General features: G+C 74.8%; 23 protein-coding genes and 3 tRNA genes. 7 read left to right on the forward strand and 19 right to left on the reverse strand.

The features are described from left to right. Positions 1-98 precede the first annotated feature (98 nt). Complete coding sequence (locus CLV28_RS02530; protein WP_100421704.1) at positions 99-1,088, forward strand: L,D-transpeptidase family protein; 990 nt, start codon at positions 99-101, stop codon at positions 1,086-1,088. Between the two features lie 28 nt (positions 1,089-1,116). Here CLV28_RS02530 and CLV28_RS02535 read toward each other — a convergent pair whose 3' ends face one another. Genes CLV28_RS02535 through CLV28_RS02545 form a run of 3 tightly spaced genes read right to left on the reverse strand, consistent with a single transcriptional unit; the run spans position 1,117 to position 5,027 of the window. Next, complete coding sequence (locus CLV28_RS02535) at positions 1,117-2,358, reverse strand: UDP-N-acetylmuramate dehydrogenase (protein ID WP_275405047.1); 1,242 nt, start codon at positions 2,356-2,358, stop codon at positions 1,117-1,119. Positions 2,359-2,367: 9 nt separating this feature from the next. Further along, complete coding sequence (locus tag CLV28_RS02540; RefSeq protein ID WP_100421705.1) at positions 2,368-3,684, reverse strand: MFS transporter; 1,317 nt, start codon at positions 3,682-3,684, stop codon at positions 2,368-2,370. Beyond that, positions 3,681-5,027: an MFS transporter gene (locus tag CLV28_RS02545; protein WP_239073152.1), complete on the reverse strand. Its 1,347-nt coding sequence runs from the start codon at positions 5,025-5,027 to the stop codon at positions 3,681-3,683. The genes CLV28_RS02540 and CLV28_RS02545 overlap by 4 nt, the downstream gene beginning before the upstream one ends. A 198-nt stretch (positions 5,028-5,225) precedes the next feature. Between CLV28_RS02545 and CLV28_RS02550 the strand changes: the two genes are divergently transcribed. Next, positions 5,226-6,296 carry a LacI family DNA-binding transcriptional regulator gene (locus CLV28_RS02550; RefSeq protein WP_100421707.1) on the forward strand — a complete coding sequence of 357 codons (1,071 nt, stop codon included), beginning with the start codon at positions 5,226-5,228 and terminating at the stop codon, positions 6,294-6,296. A gap of 134 nt (positions 6,297-6,430) precedes the next feature. Here CLV28_RS02550 and CLV28_RS02555 read toward each other — a convergent pair whose 3' ends face one another. From CLV28_RS02555 to CLV28_RS02580, 6 genes are all read right to left on the reverse strand, one after another. Beyond that, complete coding sequence (locus tag CLV28_RS02555; protein ID WP_100421708.1) at positions 6,431-6,865, reverse strand: MaoC family dehydratase; 435 nt, start codon at positions 6,863-6,865, stop codon at positions 6,431-6,433. Then, entirely contained in the window at positions 6,862-7,323 is a 462-nt protein-coding gene (locus tag CLV28_RS02560; protein ID WP_100421709.1) for an FAS1-like dehydratase domain-containing protein, read from the reverse strand. The genes CLV28_RS02555 and CLV28_RS02560 overlap by 4 nt, the downstream gene beginning before the upstream one ends. 41 nt (positions 7,324-7,364) lie before the next feature. Then, a complete protein-coding gene (gene rpmG / locus CLV28_RS02565) occupies positions 7,365-7,535 on the reverse strand; it encodes a 50S ribosomal protein L33 (RefSeq protein WP_100421710.1) in 171 nt (56 codons plus the stop codon). A gap of 87 nt (positions 7,536-7,622) precedes the next feature. Next, positions 7,623-7,699: transfer RNA gene (locus tag CLV28_RS02570), tRNA-Met, on the reverse strand. A 61-nt stretch (positions 7,700-7,760) separates the two neighbouring features. After that, a tRNA-Thr gene (locus tag CLV28_RS02575) sits at positions 7,761-7,833 on the reverse strand. Between the two features lie 193 nt (positions 7,834-8,026). Then, a tRNA-Tyr gene (locus CLV28_RS02580) sits at positions 8,027-8,108 on the reverse strand. Between the two features lie 175 nt (positions 8,109-8,283). Here CLV28_RS02580 and rarD point away from each other — a divergent pair. The 3 genes from rarD to CLV28_RS02595 all read left to right on the forward strand — a co-directional run bounded on the left by rarD (position 8,284) and on the right by CLV28_RS02595 (position 11,863). Then, positions 8,284-9,273, forward strand: a complete 990-nt coding sequence (gene rarD / locus CLV28_RS02585) for an EamA family transporter RarD (RefSeq protein WP_239073153.1) — start codon at positions 8,284-8,286, stop codon at positions 9,271-9,273. Next, positions 9,266-9,760: a YajQ family cyclic di-GMP-binding protein gene (locus CLV28_RS02590; RefSeq protein ID WP_100421711.1), complete on the forward strand. Its 495-nt coding sequence runs from the start codon at positions 9,266-9,268 to the stop codon at positions 9,758-9,760. Before rarD ends, CLV28_RS02590 begins: the two co-directional genes overlap by 8 nt. A gap of 90 nt (positions 9,761-9,850) precedes the next feature. Then, on the forward strand, positions 9,851-11,863 hold the full coding sequence (locus tag CLV28_RS02595) for a hypothetical protein (protein ID WP_100421712.1): 2,013 nt from the start codon (positions 9,851-9,853) through the stop codon (positions 11,861-11,863). Here CLV28_RS02595 and CLV28_RS02600 read toward each other — a convergent pair. Then, complete coding sequence (locus tag CLV28_RS02600) at positions 11,834-12,637, reverse strand: potassium channel family protein (protein WP_100421713.1); 804 nt, start codon at positions 12,635-12,637, stop codon at positions 11,834-11,836. The two genes, CLV28_RS02595 and CLV28_RS02600, sit on opposite strands and share 30 nt — an antisense overlap. Before the next feature lie 69 nt (positions 12,638-12,706). Between CLV28_RS02600 and CLV28_RS02605 the strand changes: the two genes are divergently transcribed. Next, positions 12,707-13,690: an alpha/beta hydrolase family protein gene (locus CLV28_RS02605; RefSeq protein ID WP_203968125.1), complete on the forward strand. Its 984-nt coding sequence runs from the start codon at positions 12,707-12,709 to the stop codon at positions 13,688-13,690. A gap of 61 nt (positions 13,691-13,751) precedes the next feature. Here the strand turns inward: CLV28_RS02605 and htpX are convergent, their stop codons facing one another. The 7 genes from htpX to CLV28_RS15350 form a co-directional block, all read right to left on the reverse strand. Further along, positions 13,752-14,639 carry a zinc metalloprotease HtpX gene (htpX, locus tag CLV28_RS02610; protein WP_100421714.1) on the reverse strand — a complete coding sequence of 296 codons (888 nt, stop codon included), beginning with the start codon at positions 14,637-14,639 and terminating at the stop codon, positions 13,752-13,754. Positions 14,640-14,776: 137 nt separating this feature from the next. Then, complete coding sequence (locus CLV28_RS02615; RefSeq protein WP_100421715.1) at positions 14,777-16,159, reverse strand: FAD-dependent oxidoreductase; 1,383 nt, start codon at positions 16,157-16,159, stop codon at positions 14,777-14,779. Between the two features lie 229 nt (positions 16,160-16,388). Beyond that, positions 16,389-16,985: a hypothetical protein gene (locus tag CLV28_RS02620; RefSeq protein ID WP_100421716.1), complete on the reverse strand. Its 597-nt coding sequence runs from the start codon at positions 16,983-16,985 to the stop codon at positions 16,389-16,391. A 116-nt stretch (positions 16,986-17,101) separates the two neighbouring features. After that, complete coding sequence (locus CLV28_RS02625) at positions 17,102-17,566, reverse strand: DcrB/PsbP domain-containing protein (protein WP_100421717.1); 465 nt, start codon at positions 17,564-17,566, stop codon at positions 17,102-17,104. Between the two features lie 46 nt (positions 17,567-17,612). Further along, the gene (locus tag CLV28_RS02630; protein ID WP_157802453.1) at positions 17,613-18,371 is read right to left on the reverse strand and encodes a hypothetical protein; all 759 of its coding nucleotides are present in this window, start codon (positions 18,369-18,371) and stop codon (positions 17,613-17,615) included. Further along, positions 18,350-19,765 (reverse strand): WXG100 family type VII secretion target, encoded by a 1,416-nt coding sequence (locus CLV28_RS15735; RefSeq protein WP_203968126.1) that lies wholly within the window; start codon positions 19,763-19,765, stop codon positions 18,350-18,352. Before CLV28_RS15735 ends, CLV28_RS02630 begins: the two co-directional genes overlap by 22 nt. Then, positions 19,762-20,058: a hypothetical protein gene (locus CLV28_RS15350; RefSeq protein ID WP_157802454.1), complete on the reverse strand. Its 297-nt coding sequence runs from the start codon at positions 20,056-20,058 to the stop codon at positions 19,762-19,764. Before CLV28_RS15350 ends, CLV28_RS15735 begins: the two co-directional genes overlap by 4 nt. Before the next feature lie 248 nt (positions 20,059-20,306). Between CLV28_RS15350 and CLV28_RS02645 the strand changes: the two genes are divergently transcribed. Beyond that, entirely contained in the window at positions 20,307-21,101 is a 795-nt protein-coding gene (locus CLV28_RS02645; RefSeq protein ID WP_157802455.1) for a hypothetical protein, read from the forward strand. A gap of 6 nt (positions 21,102-21,107) precedes the next feature. Here CLV28_RS02645 and CLV28_RS02650 read toward each other — a convergent pair whose 3' ends face one another. After that, positions 21,108-21,653 (reverse strand): hypothetical protein, encoded by a 546-nt coding sequence (locus tag CLV28_RS02650; RefSeq protein ID WP_100421721.1) that lies wholly within the window; start codon positions 21,651-21,653, stop codon positions 21,108-21,110. Further along, positions 21,650-21,946: a WXG100 family type VII secretion target gene (locus CLV28_RS02655; protein ID WP_100421722.1), complete on the reverse strand. Its 297-nt coding sequence runs from the start codon at positions 21,944-21,946 to the stop codon at positions 21,650-21,652. Before CLV28_RS02655 ends, CLV28_RS02650 begins: the two co-directional genes overlap by 4 nt. Positions 21,947-21,972: the final 26 nt, after the last annotated feature.

Consider the following 21,972-nt stretch of genomic DNA (forward strand, 5'->3'; position numbering starts at 1 on the left):
GGCTCGGCCACGACGCGGCCCGCGGGCGTGCGCGTCGTCCGAGGTGCCCTAGCGTTGTGCTGCGCCGCGCGCCGTGCGGGCGTGACCGAGGGGGATCCGTGCCAGCAGCTCCGACGCCGAGACGTCGACCCACCGCAGTCCCCGCAGGCCTGGGACTGATCCTGGCGGGCCTGCTCGCGCTCGGCGGCTGCAGCCAGGGCTCCGGGACCGCGGCACCGGACCGGTCGGCGAGCGCCTCGGCGACCAGCACGACGGCACCGACGCGGGAGGCCACCGCGACGGCCACGGCCGACCCGGCGACGTCCGCCACCCCCACCGTGCCGGCCGACGTGCCCACCGACGTGCCCACCGACGAAGCGGCCGGCGAGCCGACCGACGCACCCACGGGCGCCCCCACCGACGAGGCCGAGGGCCACGCGACCGAGCCGCCGGCCGACGCGGACGCCGGCCCGACCCCCGCGCCGACCGAGAGGCCCGACCCGACGGCGGACTACCTGCGACCCGGGTCGAGCGGCGAGCGGGTGAGCGAGCTCCAGCAGGCCCTGGTCGACCTGGGCTACCGGGGCACGGGCGTCGACGGGTCGTTCGGGGCGGGCACGACGCAGGCCGTGTGGGCGTTGCAGAAGGCGGCGGGCCTCGCGCGCGACGGCGTCGTCGGGCCCGCGACGCTCGCGGCGGTCGAGGACGGCGTGCGGCCGAAGGCCCGCTCGACGTCCGGGCACGTGCTCGAGTTCGACGTCGCCCGCCAGCTCGTGCTGCTCGTCGACGACGGCACGGTCGGCGCGATCATGAACGCGTCGTCGGGCAACGGCGACGAGTTCGAGGCCAAGGGCCACACCTACTGGGCGACGACCCCGACCGGCTCGTACGCCGTCGGGCGGCAGGTCGACGGCAACTACGCGTCCGGGCTCGAGCTCGGCGACATGTACCGCCCGAAGTTCTTCAACGGCGGCATCGCGGTGCACGGGTCGCCGTCCGTACCGGCCTGGCCCGCGTCGCACGGGTGCGTGCGCGTGACGAACGCGTCGATCAACTACATCTGGGACGTGTGGGGCGCACCTCCCGGGACCCGCGTGCTGGTCTACTGACCCCACGCGTCCCCGGAGGTCGTCGGGCTCAGAGCGACAGGCCCACGAGCACCGGCTCGGGCACGAGCTCGACCCCGAACGCGTCGAGCACGCCGTCGCGCACGGCCCGGGCGAGCTGCACGACGTCCTGCGCGCTCGCGCCGCCCCGGTTCGTCAGCGCGAGCGTGTGCCGCGTCGAGAGGCGCGCGAGGCTCGCCTCGCCGTGCACCCCCCAGCCCTTGCCGAACCCGGCGTGCTCGATGAGCCAGGCGGCCGACGTCTTGACCCACGCCGGGTCGACGACGCCCAGGCTCGGCCCGGTCGTGGTGCTCGGCAGCGGCGAGCGCACCGGGTAGCGCGGGGCGCCCTCGGGCAGACGGTCGGCGCCCTCGACCGGGATCACCGGGTTCGTGAAGAACGACCCGGCGCTCCACCGGTCGTGGTCGGGCGCGACCGTGCCGTCCGACGCCGACCCGTTGGGCCGACCCACGGACGGCGCGTCGGGCCGCACGGCCGGGTCGAGCAGCATGCCCTTGCCGGCGCGCAGCGCGAGCACCGCGGCCCGCACCTCGTCGCTCGGCGCGCGGTCGCCGACCTGCACGCCGAGCGTGCGCGCGAGCTCGGGGTACGCCACGGGCGCCGAGAGGGTGCCCAGACGCATCTGGAGCGCGACGTCGAGCACCACGAACCGCGGCGTCGGGTACCAGGGCCCACCGTCGGCGGGCGAGTACATCGACTCCTTGAGCAGGGACGTGCGGTACGCGAACCCCAGCTCGCCGAACGCGAGCGTGCGCACACGCTGCTGAGCGCGGTCGTACGTGCGCACCGACGCCACGACCCCCGCGACCTCCTGCCCGTACGCGCCGATGTTCTGCACGGGCGCGGCGCCGAGCGTGCCGGGGATGCCCGAGAGCGCCTCGAGGCCCACCCATCCCTCGCCGACCGCGCGCGCGACGAGCGCGTCCCAGTCCTGGCCCGCGGGCGCGTGGACGCTCGCGCCACCGCAGGTGTCCTGCGCGTCGACCTCGACGCCCTGGCGTCCGTCCCGCACCACGACCCCGCCGAACCCCTCGTCCGAGACGAGCAGGTTGGACCCGCCGCCGATGACGAGCACCGGGATCCCCGCGTCGTCGGCGGCACGCACCGTCTCGACCAGCTCGGCCTCGCTCGACGCGAGGACGTAGCGGTCGGCAGGTCCGCCGACGCGCAGCGACGTCATGTCCGCGAGGTAGGGGTTCGGGTCGACGTCGTCGACCGTGGGCTCGAGGTCGTGCCGGGTGTCGGGGCTCACCGGACCAGCCTAGGCCGCGGCGTCCGCCCGCGGGGAACCGGTCGTGTCGGTGGACGGCAGCGGGCGTGCCGCGCCCGCGACCACGAGACCCACGACGAGGGGGACGGCGATCACGAGCAGCGCGTGCCGGTAGCCGCCGATGTGCTCGGCGAGGAACCCGATCAGCGGCGGACCGATGAAGAACGCCGAGTAGCCGATGGTCGCGACCACGCTGACCCGCGCGGCCGCGTGCGCCGGGTCGTCCGAGGCCGCGCTCATCCCGACCGGGAAGCCCATCGCGGCGCCGAGCCCCCACAGCGCGACGCCGACGAGCGCGGCCCACAGCGACGGCACGAGCGTGAACACCAGCAGGCCCGCGAGCGCGAGGCCCGCCGAGATGCGCAGCACGGCGACGCGTCCGAACCGGTCCAGCAGGCCCGTGCCGAGCAGCCGCATGCCCGTCATCGCGGCGAGGAAGACCGCGAGGCCCAGCGCGCCGACCTCGTTGGCGGTGTCAAACCCGTCGACGACCGCGAGGCTGACCCAGTCGTTCGCCGCGCCCTCGGTCAGCGCCGCGGCGAGCACCACGAACCCGATGAGGAGCGTGCGCGGCTCGCGCCAGGCCGCGAGTGCGGCCTTCGCGGCGCTCGGCGTCGCCGTGCTCGGCGTCGCCTTGTCCGACATGGTCGCGGGGCCCGCCGCGACGTCCACGACCTCGTGCGCGTCGGACGCCGCCACCGTGCTCCCGGCGCCCGCGTCGTCCGCGGGGGCGAGGAACGCGCGCACCGCCCACGCGACGACGGCCAGGCCGGCGCCGACCGCGACGACCAGGTGGACCGTGACCGGCACCCCGGCCCACGCCGCGACGAACCCGAGGCCGGCGCCGGCGACCGTGCCGAACGAGAAGAACGCGTGGAAGCGCGGCATGATCGCGCGGCCGAGGCGCTGCTCGACCGTGGCGCCCTCGAGGTTCATCGCGGCGTCCCACACGCCGGTCCCGATGCCCGTGAGCAGCAGCGCGACGCGCACGAGCACGGGCTGCCCGAGGTCGATCGCGACGACCGTGCCGATCCAGCCGACCGCGTTGAGCCCCGCGAACGCGAGCACGGTGCGCGAGGCGCCGAGGCGCTGCACGACCATGCCCGCGAGCGGCAGCGAGACGATCGACCCGATCGCCATGAACAGCAGGAGCAGGCCCATCTGCCCCTCGCTGTAGCCGAGCTCGTCGCGCACCGCGGGGATGCGCGAGGCCCAGCTCGCGAAGCCGAAGCCGGCGACGAAGAACACGGCGAGCACGGCCCAGGTGGCGCGGCGGACCGCGGACGTGGTGGTCGTGGGGGCGGTCATGCGGAGGCTCCTTCGTGGACGGTGTCGGACGACGGCGTCCGCACGCCGGGGGCATGGCCCTCCGGGGAGGGGTTGCTCGGCACGGGTGCCGGGCGAGCGTATCCCGGCGCCTCGACGCGGCGCACGGCCCCGGCGACGAGCGTGCTCAGCAGCATCCCGGCGACGATCAGCACGAGCGCGTGGCGCGCGCCGACGTGCTCGGCGGCGAAGCCGAGCAGCGGCGGGGCGGCGAGCGACGCGACGGACGCGAACGCCGAGACGACGGACACGCGGGCGGCGGCACGGCGCGGGTCGTCCGACGCGGCCGCGATGCCGACGGGCACGGCGAGCGCGGCCCCGAAGCCCCACAGCACCACGCCGATCCCGGCGAGCCCGAGGGTCGGTGCGAAGCCGAACAGCAGGAGGCCGACGATCGAGGTGAGGCCCGAGGCGCGCAGCACCGCGACACGTCCGAACCGGTCGAGCAGGCGGGTGCCCGCGAGGCGCATGACCGTCATGGCCGCGACGAACGTGCCGAACACGAGCCCACCGACGGCCTCGGGGCTGTCGAAGCCGTCGACGACCGCGATCGAGAGCCAGTCGTTCGCGGCTCCCTCCGAGAGTGCCGCGGCGAGCACCACGAGGCCGATGAGCAGCGTGCGGGGCTCGCGCCACGCGCCGAGCGCGGCGCCCAGTCGCACGCCGCGGCCGGCCCGGGGCGCGTGGACGGTCTCGACGTCGGCGACCGCGTCGCCGAGGGTGCCGTGCACCGCGGGCTCGACGCCCGCGTCGGCACGGGAACCGGTGCCGGTGCCGGCGCCGGCACCGGCACCGCGGGCCGTGTCGTGGATGATGGCCCGCACGGCGTGCAGGCGCCACGCGGTCGCGAGCACCGCGGTCGCGACGAGCTGGACCGCGACGGGGACGTCCGCCCAGGCGCACGCGGCGCCGAGCAGCGAGCCGATCACGGCGCCGATGCTGAACGCCGCGTGGAACTGCGGCAGCACGGTGCGTCCGAGCCGCCGCTCGACGCCCGCGCTCTCGACGTTGAGCACGACGTTGCCGAGCGCGGCACCGACGCCCGAGAGGAAGATCCCGGTCGCCAGGAGCGCGACGGAACCGGTCGCGGGGCCGACGCCGAGCAGGACGAACCCGACCGCGAAGGCGGCGGCCGAGACGAGGAACGCGAGGCGCCCGCCCCAGCGGGTGACCATCGGTCCGGCGACCGTCACGGTCAGCAGGCCGCCGACCGCCCCGGCGAGCAGCACGACGCCGAGCGTGCTCGTCGACAGGTCGAGGGCGTCACGGATCGACGGGATGCGCGAGAGCCAGCTCGACATCGTGATGCCGAGCAGCGCGAACATCCCCAGCAGGGTCAGGCGGGCATGGCGCGTCTCCGCGGCAGCGTCGTCTCGAATCGATTCGGCATGATGCTGCGCTCGCGCCTTCGAATCGTTTCGAGGCATGATCAGAAGTGTCCTAGTACGCTGGCGCCGCCGTCAAGCGGAGTTTTCGCACCACGCGCCGGGCCCGACGGCGGCCCGCAGATCACGAGGGGGACCATGTCCGGCTCTGCACGACCCACGCTCGCGCGCGTCGCCGAGCGGGCCGGGGTGTCGGTCTCGACCGCCTCGCTCGCGTTCTCGGGCGCCGGCCCGATCACGCCCGAGACCCGCGACAAGGTGCTCGCCGCGGCGCAGGAGCTCGACTACGCCGGTCCCAACCCGCTCGGCCGCCAGCTCCGCTCGGGCCGCTCGGGGATCGTCGGCGTCGTCATCGGCGGCCAGCTCACGCGCACCTTCCGCGACCCGGTCGCCGTCCAGGTGCTCGACGGCCTCGTCTCGACGCTCGGCACGCACGGCCTCGGCGTGCTGCTGATCCCGGGGATCCCCTCGACCGACCCGACCGCGCGACCCGTCGACCCGCTCGTGGAGTCCGCCGCGATGGACGTCGCCGTCCTCGTGTGGGGCATCGGCCGCGACGACGCCACGCTCGACGCGATCCAGCGTCGCGGGCTCCCCGTCGTGATCGGCGAGGGACGCGCGGTCGAGGGCGTGCCGCTCGTGAGCATCCAGGACCGCGAGGGCACCGCGGACGTCGCGCGCCACCTGACGTCGCTCGGGCACACGCGCGTCGCCGAGATCTCGCTGCCCCTCGACAACACGGGCCGCACCGGCCCGGTCGACGCCGCACGGCTCGCGCAGGTCGACAAGACCCCCACCGCCAACCGGCTCGCCGGCGTGCGCGACGTGCTCGAGCCCGTCGTGACCTGGGAGACCGAGGCGTCGCTCGTCGAGCACGGCAAGGCCGCCGCCCTCGCGATCCTCGCGGGCGACGAGCGCCCGACGGCGATCCTCGCGCACTCCGACCTGCTCGCGGGCGGCGCGGTGCTCGCGGCGCACGAGCTCGGCCTGCGCGTGCCGCAGGACGTGTCGGTCGCCGGGTTCGACGGGCTCGACCTGCCCTGGCTCGCACCGGACCGCCTCACGTCCGTCGCGCAGCCGCTCGCCGAGAAGGGGGCCGAGCTCGGCCGTGCCGTGCTCGCGCTCCTGGCGGGCGAGGCACCGGCCCGCGTCGACATGCCCGTCGAGCTCGTGGTCGGCACGACGACGGGACCCGCGCCGCAGCGCTGAGCGGAGCCCTCCGGGGCAGCGTGCCGCCGTGACGCGGCACGACGAATAGCGAGTGCGCGGAGACGACGCGTGGACGGGGCGGACGGCGACGGTGGCCACGCCCTCGGCGGACCCGGCACCTGGCCGGACGGCCGTCAGAGGCGGACGACCGCCTGGGCCTTCATGAGCACGCGCTGGCCCTCGAACGTCACGGCGAGGTCGACGCGCACGGTCCCGGCCTCGGCGTCGATCGCGCCGATCGTGGCCTCGACCGCGACGGTCGCGCTGCCCGGGTCGGGCACGGGCACGGGACGCGAGAAGCGCGTCTGGTAGTCGACGACGGCCCCCGGGTCGCCGGCCCAGTCCTCGACGAGCGCGACGGCCGCACCCATGGTGAACATGCCGTGGGCGATCACGCCGGGCAGACCGACCTCGGTCGCGAAGCGCTCGTTCCAGTGGATGGGGTTGAAGTCGCCGCTCACGCCCGCGTAGCGCACGAGGCGCGCACGGTCGACGACGACCTCGCGCGAGCCGACGACGTCACCGACCGCGAGGTCGGCGATCTGCGGACGCGGAGCCTGCGTGCTCATGCGTCGTCCCCCCGGACGGCCAGCGTCGAGACGACGGTCGAGACGGGCTCGGTCGAGCCGTCGGCCGCGAGCGCCGCGATCTCGCAGCGCGTGGTCACCATCGACAGCCCGCGGCGCTCGACGATCGAGTCGACGTGCAGCACGGTCACGAGCTCGTCGCCGGCGACGATGGGACGGTGGTGCGTGAAGCGCTCGTCGGCGTGGACGACGCGCGTGAAGTCGATCCCGGCGGCCTCGTCCTCGATGAGCTGGGACTCGGCACGCTGCGCGACGACCACCGCGAAGGTGGGCGCAGCGACCAGGTCCGGATAGCCCGAACCCCGCGCCGCCACGATGTCGTGGTGCACGGGGTGGGTCGACCCGACGGCCGACGCGAACTCACGGAGCTTCTCGCGACCGACCGAGTACGGCGCGGTCGCCGGGTACTCGCGGCCGCTGTAGTCGGCGTTGATCGGCATCGGTCGTCAGCGATCGGTGTCGAGCTGCGCGGGGCGCTGGGTCAGCGGGTCTCGCGGTGCGCGGTGTGCTTGCCGCAGCGGGGGCAGAACTTCGCGAGCTCGAGCCGGTCGGGGTTGTTCCGACGGTTCTTCTTCGTGATGTAGTTGCGCTCCTTGCAGTCCACGCACGCGAGCGTGATCTTCGGGCGAACGTCTGAGCTCTTGCTAGCCATGGCAGTGCCACCTCTCGCGCCGCCGGGGGGCGCTACGTGTCTCGCGAACCGCATCGGCGCCGGCCGCCGTGCGATAGATGTCAGGTTTGGTAGCGGGGGCGGGGCTCGAACCCGCGACCTCACGATTATGAGCCGTGCGCTCTGACCAGCTGAGCTACCCCGCCGCATGGGACAACAGGCGTCTGCACCGCAGAATTCCTGCGGTGCAGACGTCCATCATCACAGAGCCCCGAAAGGGAATCGAACCCTTGACCTTCTCCTTACCATGGAGACGCTCTGCCGACTGAGCTATCGGGGCAGCGACGGAAACTCTACACGGGTTCCGGGGTGGATGAGAAATCCGCACGATCCCGCGGCTCCGGGGCCGCCCGAGGGCGCCCGCACCGTGACCCGGACCACACTCCGGGAGTCGTTCGCGCGCCGGCCCGCGTCGACGGGGTCGCACGACAACGACGACGGGGCGGCACCGTGAGGTGCCGCCCCGTCAGGCGTGGCAGGTGAGGGATTCGAACCCCCGAAGTCGATGACGGCTGATTTACAGTCAGCTCCCTTTGGCCGCTCGGGCAACCTGCCAGTGTTGAGTTGTCCCCTGCGGCCGGACCGGGCCCGCGGGAGCGAGCCAACACTACAACCCCGCGCGCCCCAAACTGAAATCGGCCCGGCCGGCCCGGCTCCTGCGGGCCGGGCCGCGCGTCGTCCGCCCCGGTCGCACGACGCCGGACGCCGCCCCCGGCCCTAGCCTGGGACCGTGACCACACCGTCCCCGTCCGCCGCCCGCCAGGGAGTCCTGCTCGGCGCGACCGCGTACCTCCTGTGGGGCGCGATGCCGTTGTTCTTCCCGCTGCTCGAGCCCGCGGGCGCGTTCGAGATCATCGCCCACCGGATCGTGTGGTCCCTGGTGTTCTGCGTCGTCCTGCTCGTGGCGACCCGGACCACCTCGCAGGTCGCCCCCGTGCTGCGCGACCGCCGGCTGCTGGGCCGCCTCGCCGTGGGCGCCGTCCTCGTCGCGGTCAACTGGACCGTGTACGTCTGGGGCGTGCTGCACGGCCACGTGCTCGACGCCGCGCTGGGGTACTTCATCAACCCGCTCGTGACGATCGGCCTCGCCGTGGTCGTGCTGCGCGAGCGCCTGCGGCCCGCGCAGTGGGTCGCGCTCGGGTTCGGCGGCGTGGCCGTCGTCGTCCTCACGGTCGGGGTGGGTACGTTCCCCTGGATCGCGATGAGCGTCGCCGTGTCCTTCGGGCTGTACGCGCTCGTCAAGAACCGCACGGGGGCGCACGTCGCGGCGCTGCCGGCCCTCGCGGTCGAGACCGGGGTGCTCGCGCCGCTCGCGCTCGCGTTCCTCGCGGTGCTCGCCGCGACCGGCAGCGGGACGTTCACGACCGAGGGCGTGGGCCACGCGCTGCTGCTCGCCTCGTGCGGCGTCGTCACCGGCCTGCCGCTGCTGCTGTTCGGGGCCGCCGCACGGCGCGTCCCCCTGCGGGTCGTCGGGATGCTGCAGTACCTCGCGCCGGTGCTGCAGTTCCTCGTCGGGCTGCTCGTGCTCCACGAGCCGATGCCGACCGCGCGCTGGGTCGGGTTCGCGCTCGTGTGGGTCGCGCTCGTGATCCTGACCGCGGACGCGCTGCGTGCCGTGCAGGGCGCCCGCCTGGCCCGACGCACTACCGTGGGACCAGAAGCGGCGGGGACCAGCAGACCCGCGCACCCCAACCCACCCGAGGGAGACAGCCATGGCTGATGCGTCGATGGACATCGTGAGCAAGGTCGACCGCCAGGAGGTCGACAACGCCGTGAACCAGGCCGCCAAGGAGGTCTCGCAGCGGTACGACTTCAAGAACATCGGGGCGTCGATCGCCTGGAGCGGCGAGAACGTCGTCATGAAGGCCAACTCGGCCGAGCGCGTGCTCGCGATCCTCGACGTGTTCCAGACCAAGCTCATCAAGCGCGGCATCTCGCTCAAGGCGTTCGACACGGGCGAGAACGAGCCGCAGCTCTCGGGCAAGGAGTACGTGCTCGCCGGGTCGCTCAAGGAGGGCCTCGCGGGCGAGAACGCCAAGAAGGTCACCAAGATCATCCGCGAGGAGGGCCCCAAGGGGGTCAAGACGCAGATCACGGGCGACGAGGTGCGCGCGACCAGCAAGTCGCGCGACGACCTCCAGGCCGTGCAGTCGCTCCTCAAGGGCGCCGACCTCGACTTCGCGGTGCAGTTCACGAACTACCGCTGAGGCACCCCGCCTCCCCCGACGCCCGGCGTGTCCCCGCGACGCGCCGGGCGTCCGTCGTCCGGCACGAGGGCCAGGCCCTACGATCCGGCCGTGACGAACGACTCCCTGGTGCGCGCCCTGCCGCTGCAGGCCGCCGACGTGGCGCTCTGGCGCGCCCGCCCGCCCCGCCTGGTGCTGCCCGCCCTCGGGTGGGCGGGGATCGTCGCGGTGTGCGCGCGCGACATCGTCGCGGAGTTCTCCCTGCCCGCGATCCCGTACCCGGCCGAGCTCGTCGAGGACCCGGTGTACTGGCTCACGGGATTGCTCGTCGGCCGCGCGCTGGGCCTGCTCGTGGTCCTGGGCGTCGCGCCCCGCGTCGGGCTGTGGCTCACGGCCCTGTGGGCCGGGGCGTTCGCGACCGTCGCGTGGCCCCCGACGGTCCCGTGGTGCGCCGTCGTCGCGCTCGCGCTCACGGTGTGCGCGCTCGTCGCGAGCTCGACGCCCGCGCGGCAGGCGTCCGCCGCCGCCGGCTGGGCGGTCCGGGCGCCCCGCGCCGTCCCCGACGGCCACCCCGGCGTGCTCGGGCACCACCTGCGCGCCTGGCCCGCGCGCGCCGTGACGGGCGTCGTCCTGCTGTCCGTGGGCGCGGCCGCGGTCGGGCTCTGGCTGCACGACGACGCCGCGGCGCGCGCGTTCCGCGCCTCGGCGACCGTCGCGCCGGGGACCGTCCTCGAGGTCGACGAGGACTCGGTCACGGTCGCCGTCGGCCCCGACGACGGCACCGCGGACGGCGCGGTCGAGCTCCAGGTCCCGACCCCCACGCTCGACCGCACGGTCGGCGAGAGCGTCGAGGTGCGCTACTCCCCCGGCCGCGCGGAGCTCGTCGACGACGTGTTCGACCCCGCGATGCCGCTCCTGGCGGTGGGCGCCCTCGTGCCGCCGGGCGCCGTCCTGCTCGTGACGGCCCGACGACGGCGCCGCGCGCGCCGGCACCTGCTCGACGACGGCGGGGCCGCCGTCCTCATGCACGCCACGTGGCACGCGGGCGGGGTCGTGCTCACGGCGGTCGACGACCCGGCGCCCGTGGTGCTCGCCGACGACGTCGAGGGGCTCGCGCTGCTCCCCGACGGCCCGGACTCCACCGACCCCTGGGAGGAGCTCGCGCACCGCGCGGTGACCGAGGTCGACGACGACGAGCTGCTCCGGATGGCCGCAGCCGGTGTCGACGATCACGACCAGGACGCGGCGCCCGGCACCGATCCTGCCGCACCCGATCACTGGGCCAGGACGCCGGTCGTGGTCGTGGGTCTCGTGCGCGACGGTGCGCCGCTCGCGCTCCAGGGGCCGGACGGCGCCTGGTACCTCGCGACCGCAGGGAACCCCGTGGCATGGCCCGGGCGGGGCGGACTCCCGCTCGCGCCGGTGAACGACGACGAGGCCGACGGGACGCTCGCCCCGGGCACCCCGAGCGTGTCGGACCTGTCCGACGACATCGGCCACGGGAACGGGGTCGATTCGCTCGACCCGACCGGCACGACCGACGAACGCACTGCTGACGAAGGCACGAGTGACGCAGGCACACCCGCCCCCACGGGCGCCGGGCCCGTCCTGCGCGCCGCGCGGCGGACCGGGTCTCTCGGGCCGTGGCTCGCGGTGCCCGTGCTGGCGCTCGTCGGCGTCCTCGTCCTCGCGGACTCGCCCTGGTACCTCGTGGCCGGCGGCGCCGCGACGGCCGCCTGGTGGGGCTCCGCGTGGTCGGGCGCGCCGCTGCCCTGGGCGCGGCCGACCTCCCGGGGCCTGGTGCTGCGCTCGGGCGTGCTCGACACCGTATTGCCCTGGTCCCGGGTCGAGCGGGTCGTCGCGGACGAGCTCTCGGTCGTCGTGCGCGTCTCGGCGACGCGCGTCTCGCCCGCCGACGCCTACTGGTGCGCGCAGCACGACCCGTCGCTGCCGCTCGTGCGCGGCACGTCGACGCCCGAGGAGGCGTGCGACGCGGTGCGGCGCGCGCAGGCGGCCGCCCCCGCGAGCGCCGACACCGACGTGCGCCGCCGCCCCTCGCGCCCCGCGGTCGTGGGTGCGCTCTGGGCCGCGGCGCTAGTGGTCGGGACGCTGCTCGCGGGCTGACGGCCGGGCGAGCGCGACCGCGGGGACGGCGGAGGGCCCGGCACCGTCGTCCGCGTCCACGGGCAGGAGCCGCGCGATCTGCTCGCGCAGCGCGCGCACCTCGGCCGTGAGCTCGGCGACCTGCGCCTGCGTCTCGTCGTGCGCGTCGTCGTCGATCTCGCTCACGCGGTCCGTGAGCCACGACGCGAGCGTCGCGGTGACCACACCGAGCAGCGCGATCCCGGTGCCCATGAGCGCCACGGCGACGCACCGGCCCGTGAACGTCACCGGGAACGTGTCGCCGTAGCCGACCGTCGTCATCGTCACGATGGCCCACCAGGTGCCGTCGCCGACGCCGTCGATCGTCGACCCCTCGGCGCCACGCTCGGCCTCGGTGATCGCGAGCCCGCCGCACACGACGAGCAGGGCCGTCGCGCCGACCGCGTACGTCACCACGCGCCCGCGCAGGCCGCCCGCCGTCGTCCGGTTGAGGACCTGGAGCAGCGTGAACAGCCGCAGCAGCCGCAGCGGGCGCAGCATGGGCAGCACGAGCATCGCGAGGTCGAAGAGATGGCTGCGCACGAACGCGCGCCGGTCGTCGCTCAGCAGGAGCCGCGCGAGGTAGTCGAGGCCGAACACGACCCACGTGATCGCGACGACCGCCGAGGCGACCCCCAAGGCCGTCGGGCTCGCGTCAGGCCACACGATCGGCACCGCGTACCCGGCGAGGAACAGCACCGCCGCCCCTGCGAGCGGCCACTCCGTCTGCTTCTCCCACTGCTCGACCCTGGTCACGGGCGACCATGGTGCCGCACGAGGCCCCCACCGGGCGAACCGCTCCGCGACGTGCGCGAGACTGTGCGGGTGCCCCGACCCTCGCGCCGTCCCCTGGTCCTCGTGCTCGCCGCCGTCACCGTCTGCGCCGCCCTCGCCGCGTGCTCGCCCGGACCCGGGTCGGACGACGGCGCGAGCCCGGCTGCGCCGTCCGACGGCGGGACGGACGACGGCGGGACGGACGACGGCGGGATGGACGGCAGCGCGACGGACGGGACGCAGCAGAGCTTCTCCTACGGCACCGCGCCCGAGCAGGTCGCCGACCTCTGGCTCCCGACCGGGACCGAGGTCGGCCCCGTGCCGGTCGTCGTGCTCGTGCACGGCGGATACTGGTCGGCGCAGTACGACCGGTCGCTCGAGGACGCGCTCGTGCGCGACCTCGTCGGCGACGGCTACGCGGTGTGGAACGTCGAGTACCGCGGCGTGGGCGCGACCGACCCGGCGTCCGAGGGGGGCTGGCCCGGCACGTTCGAGGACGTCGCCGCAGCCGTCGACCTCCTGCCCGACGCCCTCGCCGAGGCCGGGGTCGAGCGCGGCCCCACGGCCGTCGTCGGGCACTCGGCGGGCGGGACACTCGCGCTGTGGCTGGCCTCGCGGGACACGCTGCCGGACGGGGCCCCGGGCGCCGACCCGCGGCTCGTGCCCGACGTCGTGGTGAGCCAGGCGGGCGTGAACGACCTCGCCGCGGCGAGCGCCGCGGGCGCGGGCGGCGGGGCCGTGGACGCGCTCATGGGCGGCGCCCCCGACGAGGTGACCGACGACCGCTACGCGCTCGCCGACCCGGCCCGTCGCCTGCCCACGGGCGTCCCGACGCTCGTGGTCGTCGGGGCGGACGACACGACGGTCCCGGTCGCGCAGTCGACCGGGTACGCGGACGCCGCGAGCGCCGCGGGCGACGACGTGACGCTCGAGGTCGTCGACGGCGAGGAGCACTTCGCGCAGCTCGACCCGGCGTCGACCTCGTGGACGCGCACCCGCGACTGGCTCGACGCCCGGCTCACGGGCGGGTCCTGAGCCTCGCCGCCGGTCGCCGCTCGACGCCGGTCACCGCAGGTCGTCCGCTCGCCGTAGCCCGTCAGTGGTACGTGATGCCGCCGGGGCCGGTCGGGCCCGCCATGCGCTCGAGCCGCGCGACGCGGTCGGCCATGGGCGGGTGGGTCGAGAACAGCTTGCCGACGCCGCCCCCGCGGAACGGGTTCGCGATCATGGCGTGCGAGACGTCCACGAGGTCGCGGTTCTGCGGCAGCGGCGCCTTGCGCGTGCCGGCGTCGAGCTTGCGCAGCGCCGACGCGAGGGCCAGCGGGTCGCCCGTGAGCCGCGCGCCGTCCTCGTCGGCGTCGTACTCGCGCGTGCGGGAGATCGCGAGCTGGACGACGGTCGCGGCCAGCGGCGCGAGGATCACCATCGCGAGCGCCGCGAGCGGGTTGCCCCCGCCCTCGCGGTCGCGCCCGCCCCCGAAGATCAGCAGCATCTGCGCGAGCGACGTGATCACGCCCGCGAGCGCCGACGCGACCGACGCGGTCAGGATGTCGCGGTTGTAGACGTGCATGAGCTCGTGGCCGAGCACGCCGCGCAGCTCGCGCTCGTCGAGGATCGCGAGGATCCCCTCGGTGCAGCAGACCGCGGCGTTGCGGGGGTTGCGCCCGGTCGCGAACGCGTTGGGCGCGGGCGTGGGCGAGACGTACAGGCGCGGCATGGGCTGGCGTGCCGCGGTCGAGAGCTCGCGCACGATCCGGTACATCGCGGGCTGCTCGATCTCGCTCACGGGCCGTGCGCGCATGGCGCGGATCGCGATCTTGTCGGAGTTCCAGTACCCGTAGGCCGTGGTCACCAGGCCCACGGCCATGAAGATCCACAGCGTGCCGGCGCTGCGGCCGAACAGCCACCACAGACCGAGCAGGACGGCCCACATGCCGCCGAACAGCATCGCCGTCTTGAGACCGTTGTAGTGACGCCTGCCCACGGGTCCTCCTGTCGTCCTCGTCCCGCACGTGTCGTGCTCGTCCTGGTCTGCTCAACGTCCGCGCGCCGTGCGTCGTTCCCCCGGGGGGACGACGACGGCCCCCGACCCGGGCGGGGTCGGGGGCCGTCGTCGGGACGTCAGATCTCGTACGTGCCGTGCGCGATCGCGATCATCTCGTCGCGCGGGACGACCTTGACGCGCTCGCGGCCCTGCGCCTCGCCGAGCGTGCGCTCGTGCGCGTCGAGCACCTGCCAGTGGTTCCACTCGACGAACCCGACGCCGCGCTCGCGCAGGAAGTCGAGGATCGCGTCGGGCGACCCGTGCGGGGCGGTGCGGCCCTCGTCCTCGCGGGACGTGACGTCCTCGACGAGGTGGCGGATCGTCTCGGAGGCGTCCGACTTGGTGTGGCCGATGAGGCCGATCGGGCCGCGCTTGATCCAGCCGGTCGCGTACACGCCGGGGACCTGCTCGCCGTCGATGTCGACGACACGCCCCTCGCGGTTCGAGATGACGCCCTTGAGCTCGTCGAAGGGGATCTCGGGCAGCGGGGACCCGAAGTAGCCGACCGCGCGGTACACGGCATGCACGGGCCAGTCGTGGTACTCGCCGGTGCCCGAGACGGTCGCGTCGCCGTTGAGCTGCGTGCGCTCGGTGCGCAGGCCCACGACCTTGCCGTCCTCGCCGAGCACCTCGGCGGGGCGGTGCAGGAAGTGCAGGTGCAGGCGACGCGAGGCCTTCATGTCGGCCGGGTCGTTGAGGGTCCAGTCCGTGAGGGTCTTGACGACCTGCTTGGTCTGGTTCGACGAGTTGATCGCGGCGGTCGAGCCCTCGTCGAAGTCGAAGTCCTCGGGGTAGACGACGACGTCGACGTCGGGCACGTGGCCGAGCTCGCGGAGCTCGAGCGGCGAGAACTTGACCTGCGCCGGGCCGCGACGCGCGAACACGTGCACGTCGGTGACCTCGGAGGCCTTGAGGATCTCGTAGACGTTCTGCGGGATCTCGGTCGTGAGCAGGTCGTCCGCGTGCTTGGACAGGATGCGGGCGACGTCGAGCGCGACGTTGCCGGCGCCGAGCACCGCGATCTGCTGCCCCTGCAGGGGCCAGGTGCGCGGCACGTCGGGGTGCCCGTCGAACCACGAGACGAAGTCCGCGGCGCCGTGCGAGCCCTCGAGGTCGATGCCCGGGATCGGCAGCGCGGCGTCCTTGATCGCACCGGTCGAGAAGATCACGGCGTCGTAGAACTGGCGCAGGTCGTCGAGCTTGAGGTCGACTCCGTAGTCGACGTTCGCGATGAGGCGCACGTCGCCGCGGTCCAGGACCTTGTGCAGCGCGACCATGATCTGCTTGATGCGCGGGTGGTCGGGCGCGACGCCGTAGCGCACGAGGCCGAACGGCGCGGGCAGGCGCTCGAACAGGTCGATGCTCACGTCGAGGTCGGTCTTGGACAGGATGTCCGACGCGTAGATCCCGGCGGGACCCGCGCCGACGACTGCTACGCGCAAGGGACGGTTGCTGCTCACAGGGACGTGCGCCTTCCGATCGGGTGACTCGTGCACGGGGCTCCTCGGTGCGCGGCACGCGGGGAGCCGGGGGCTCCGGGCCGTCGGCGCCCCGCCCCGCGCGATCGCGCGAGCCGTGACGGCGCCCGTGGAGCCGGTTCCAGTGTACGACTGACTTAGCCGACCCTCACTCTGCCACCCGTCCCGCCGACCGGACAGGCGCCGTCCACCCGGTGGGCGAATGTAACGGTCAGGACGCGGCGTGCGGGGCGACGGACGCCCCGCCGAGCTCGACCAGCGCGCGCTCGATGCCGGCCTGGTCGCTGCCCGCGGAGTTGCGCAGCGGACGGTACGCCGGGATCACGACGAGGCCCGGGTAGCCCTCGACCAGCACGGCGACGCTCGGCACCGACCGCGACCCGTAGACGCCGGGAAGCACGCCGACCTCGGTGCTCGGACCGCGCGGCACCGACCAGCGGGGGGCCGACTCGGTGCGCACCCACACCTCGTACGCGTGCGGGAGCACGACGATCGCCACGGGACTGCCGCCCTGGCTCGCGATCCCGGCGGTCGAGGCTCCGGCCGCGCGTGCGACGTCGAGCATCTCGGACGCCGTGTAGCCGGGGATCACGACGGCGCCCGGACGGTGGGTGCGGGCGTTCGCGACGACCTTGGTGAGCCGACGGACGAGCCACGGGAAGACGCACGCGCCGATCAGCACGACCACGAGCAACGCGATGAGGAACGTCTGCCCGTCAGTGCCGTTCGTCGCGAGCCTGCCCGCCGCAAGGACGCAGAACACCACCAGCGACGTGATCCAGATCCAGCGCCTCGACTTCGCGTCCATCGTCCGCTCCCCTTCGTGCGTGCGCCCGACGGCCGCCGGGCCAGCGCATCGTCCCAGCCCGCCCCGCCCGCCGGCGTCCGCGTCCACGGCTCGAACCGCGACGGCCTCGGGAGCCGTCAGCCGATCGTGAGCGAGTCCTGGATCGCGTGGATCTCGGCGAGGGCCGGGTCGCGCTGCGCGCCCGCGCACGAGCCCATGACCTGCACCAGGTCGCGCGCGTTCTCGCGCTCGACGAGCGCGTACCGGATCGCCTGGACGAACGTGCCGCCCGCCGGGTTCTGCACGGTCGCGTCGAGCCGGAACCCCGGGTGCCCCGCGACGTCGTCGGCGTCGCGCGCGATCTCGTCGTAGCCGGGGAGCTTCTCGAGCGCCCCCGCGATCCGCATCGACGCCTCGTCGAGGCTCTCCCAGTCGCGCAGGCGCGTGACGACGACCTCGACCTTTGCGCTCGGCGTGCCCGCGTCGCGCTCGACCGTGATCGCCGGGCCGAGCCCGACCACCGGCGACCAGCCGTCCGGGATCTCGAGCCCGACCTGCGGCGGGCCGGGGAACTGCGGGCTGGGGTACGCGACGCTCGTCATAGGTCCATGATGCCGTGCGCGCCGTACCCGCCGCGCACGGCCGCGGTCAGGCCGCGGCGTCCTCGTCCGTGCGCTCGAGCAACCCCACGAGCGCGCGCCAGAGGTCGCCCGGGGCACGCCGCTCGAGAACGACGCGCGTGGCCGGGTCGGGCACGTCGAGGCCGAACGGCTCCGCAGGAGCGGTGCGCTCCCACAGCCCGAGCTCACCCGCGTCGGTCACGGCGAGCGCGCGGGTCGCCCGGCCGGGGCCGTGCACCGTCACGCGCCACGAGAGCCGCGACGCGTCGACGACGCGCGCGACGTCACCCTGCGCACCCTCGATCTCGCCGACGGTGGTCTCGATCACCGCGGGCAGGTGCTGCGCGCCCACGCCCCCGTCGCGACCCAGCGCGACCGTCGTCGCGATCCAGGGAACGACCATGCCCACGTCGACGGGCAGGTACTCGGCCTGCGCCGTGCCGGGCCAGCCCGAGCGCGCCCAGCAGACGGCGGCACCGTCGACCTGCGCGAACGCCAGCCCGTGGTAGACGATCCCGTCGTCCGCGCTGGTCTCGACGTCGACCAGCACCGACGACCCGGCGAGCGCCGCCGAGAGCTCGACCGCGGCCGGGTCGAGCCGGCCGTCCGCGTCGACGACCCCTGCCTCCACCAGCGCGTCCCGCGCGGGCGCGAGCGCCTCGTCGAGCGTCGCGCCCTCGGAGAGCAGCCCCAGCACGGCCAGGTGGTCGGGGAACAGCAGGAAACGTCGCCGACGGCGGTCCATGGCCGCCGGGAGACCGTCGGTCAGTCGAACGGGTTGAGCCATGAACCGAACTCCTTCGCCTTCTCGACGCCGGCGTCCACCGCGTCGCCCACGACCTCGGTCGTGGCGTTCCATCCGTCGGCGACCATCTCCGCGCCGTTCGCGGCGAGGTCCTCGATCTCGTCCCAGTGCGCGATGATCTCGGTCGTGCCGTAGATCGCGCCCGTGATCACGGCCGCGCCGATCGTCACAGGGTTCGGTGCGATCATCGCAGCCGTGAGGCTCACGTTGAAGCCGAGCTCCGCGACGTCCGCGACGTAGTCGATCCCGTTCTCCTTGAACGCGTCGACCGGGTTGCCCTGCGAGATCACGTTGACGGCGCTCATGCCCGTCGCCCCGACCGCGCCGACCACGCCCAGGCCGCGCAGCAGCCCCGCGCTCTTCGCGCCCGCCGTCAGCCCGGCGCGCAGCGCGCCCGAGTCCCCCGCGGCGGCCGCCGCGCCGCGAGCCGCCGCCCAGGGCGTACCGCCCGCGGTCCCCGTCACCCCGGAGGTGCCGAAGACGACGCTGCCGAACCGGTTGATGCCGCCGAACGTCTCGGCGCCGAGCCTCCCGGCGAGGCCGAGCCGCGAGCCGAGCGCGTCCAGGCGCGGGCTCAGGGCCTTGACCAGGACGCTGGACATCGAGTTCTGGGTCAGGGCCTTGTCCTTGGCCCAGTGCATCCAGAGCTTCGCGCCGTACCGCCCCGCGTAGGTCGCGGCACCCGCGACCCCGCCGGCCGAGGTCGCGGCCCAGACCGCCGAGCCCAGCGTCCCCTCGTGCCCGTCCATGCCCGGCAGCTGGCCCAGGCCCGCGACCACGATCCCGTTCACGTAGTCCTCGAACGACTCGCGGTGCCCGCGCACGAGGGCCGACCGCGTGTCCTCGAGCGCCCGCCGGCACGTGAGCGCGGCGCTCGCGAGCGTCTCGCGCGCCCGGTCCGCCGCAGCGCTCTGCGCCGCGAACGCCAGCTGCGCGTCCCAGACGGCCGACTGCCGCTGCTGGTCGGTGTAGTAGGCCATGTCGGGCGTGGTCGTCGCGTCGATCGTCCGCAGGTTCGTCGCGCAGCGCGTGGCGGCGTCGTCCGCGTGCCCCTGCGCGGTGGCGACCGTCGTGCGCGCCGTCTCGAGGGCGTCGGCGTAGGTCCGCAGAGCCCCCGCCCCGGTGGTCATCGCGGTGCTCGCCGACTCCACGAGCAGCGCGACGCCCTCGACCGCGGTCGGGGCGGCGTCCCCCGCCACCCCGACCCAGGCGTCACCCAGGGACCGCGCCCGCGCCCGCATGGACCGCATGACCGCGGCGAGCTCGTCGTGCACGGCGTCGAGCCCACGGGCGGCCGACCTGATCGCCTCGGGATCGCCGTCGACCGGCGTCAGGACCGGCGCGGACGGGGCCCACGCGCCCCCGACGTAGGTCATCGCATCTCCTGGGCGCCGCGCGCGAGCACGCGGTCCTGCTCCTCGTAGGCCGCGCCCGCGTCGCCGAACTGGGTCGCGAGCTCGCCGAGGGCGACCGCCAGCGCGCCGAGCCCGGCCCCCCAGTACTCGCCGAACTCCGTCGCGCCCGTCGTCACGTGCGGGTGCCCGGCGGCACCGGACGCCGCCGAGGCCGAGGTGACGGCGTCGCCCGCGTGGTCCGCGAGCGCCCCCGCGAGGCTGCCGAGCGACGTCGCCGCCGCGTCGATCGCCTCGGTGTCGACGCGAAGCGTCATGGTCGTCTCCTCTCGTTCGGGCGGTCGTGGACCGCGCGCCGCCATCGTGCCAGACGGCGGAGCCGCAGCACCATGGGGAGAACTCCCCTCTGCCGGTGCCCGGCCCGCGAGCGGGGCGGTAGCGTGTCGATGTGAGCGACCAGCCCGAGCACCCCGACCACCCCTCGCAGGAGCCACCGACCGGTCCAGGCACGTCGTCCGGGACCCCTCGGTCCGAGGCCGGCACAGGACGGCGTCTCGGAGGGCTCGTGCCTGGATCCCTGGTGGACCGCGGGCGCGCGGCGCTCTCGGGGGCCGGGTCCGCCCGGGCGAGCGTGAGCGCCCTCGGGCGGCGAGTGCGAGCGCCCGGCGGTCTCCTCGGGCCCGTCGCACCGGCCGTCGGGGTGCCCGCCGCCCCGGACGACGTGCTCGTGCGGGACGTGGGCGAGGTCGCGCGGCTGCTGCCACGGTCCGTGGTGCTCAGCACGTCGCTCGTGCGCGGCGACGTCGGCACGCTCGGGTGGACCGGTCGGATGTACGGGGTGGGGGCGCCGGAGTCGGTCGCCCTCGTGCGGGTCGTCCCGCCGCCGCGGGAGTCCAGGGCCTCGTCCGCCGCGAGGCTCGCGGTCGACCTGGCCGTCGACACCCTGGCCAACTCCTACGGCGGTGACGACGACCCGGCCCCGGTCGAGCTGATCGGCACGGACGGCCAGGTGCTCCTGCGGAGCACCCCGGCGCGCCGACGCCGCGGGGACCGCACGATCCGCGACGTCAGCCTCGCGGACGGCACCGTGATCGCGCACGTCGTGGCTCCCGCCGGCACGCACGGGCCCTGGGAGGTCGTCCCCGTCGTCGGTGCCGCCGCGGAGCCGATCCGCGCGGACCCGCAGGTGCTCCACCCCTCGCGGCCGTCGGCCGCGCGCGCGTGGCGCGGGTCGCGCGAGCTCGCGTCGGTCCGCACGGAGGGCAAGGAGCGCCTGCTGACGCTGGGAGACCCGCGGTCCGACGACGAGGCGCTGCTGGTCTGGTCCGCCGCGCTGAGCTGGTGGAGCGGGACCGTCTGACGGGCCTCAGGCCCGGTGCGCGTCGCCGCCCGCCAGGCACGCCTGCAGCGCTGCGACGACGCGGGGCGGAGCGCTGCACTGCACCCGGATCCAGGTCCCGTCGGTCAGGCGGAGGCGCAGCACGCCGGCACCGACCGTCGGCGCGTAGGCCCCGCCCACCAGCCGCCCGTCGGTGACGGTCGAGCCGTCCGGGAGCAGCTGCCCCGGGGCGAGCATGCCGTGGGCCGCGACGTGATCGACCACCACCGGGTCGATGGCCGACGCCGGGAAGCGCTCGCGTCCCGCCGTGAGGCCCGCGCGGTCGACCACGACCTTCTCGTACCGGCGGGTCGACCAGACGGTCAGGAGCACGATCGGCCCGACGACGAGGGCGACCATGGGCCACACGAGGGCGTCCCACCATCCCCGCACCGCGGTGTCGACGACGAATCCCAGCGCCGCGGGCACCAGGACCCAGCGCAGCGCGCGGCCGTAGCCGCCGCCCGTCTCGACGTACGGCAGGACGGCCGCCCCCACGTCGGGGCGGCCGTCCGAGGGTCGTGCCGAGGTCACCGCGCGATGGCGGAGCCGAGACGCGCGTCGAGCTCCTCCATCGAGTCGGCCGCACGCGTGAGGAACGTGTGCATCTCCACGAGGCCCTCGACGGCGTTCTTCGCGCCCAGGTTGAACTGGTCGTACGACGCCATGAACTGGGTCGAGGCCTGGTCCGTCACGAAGCCGGAGGAGACGAGCGCCGTCACCTGCTTCATGAGGTCCGCGAGGATGTCGTCGAGGTGCCCCTTGCCAATCTCCAGACGGCCCGCTGCGTCCCGCATCTCGCTGTAGGTGACGTTGACGTTCGCCATGTCGATCCCTGCCTTCTTGATCCGTC

It is taken from the genome of Sediminihabitans luteus (assembly GCF_002797595.1).
Taxonomy (GTDB): Bacteria; Actinomycetota; Actinomycetes; order Actinomycetales; family Cellulomonadaceae; genus Paraoerskovia; species Paraoerskovia lutea.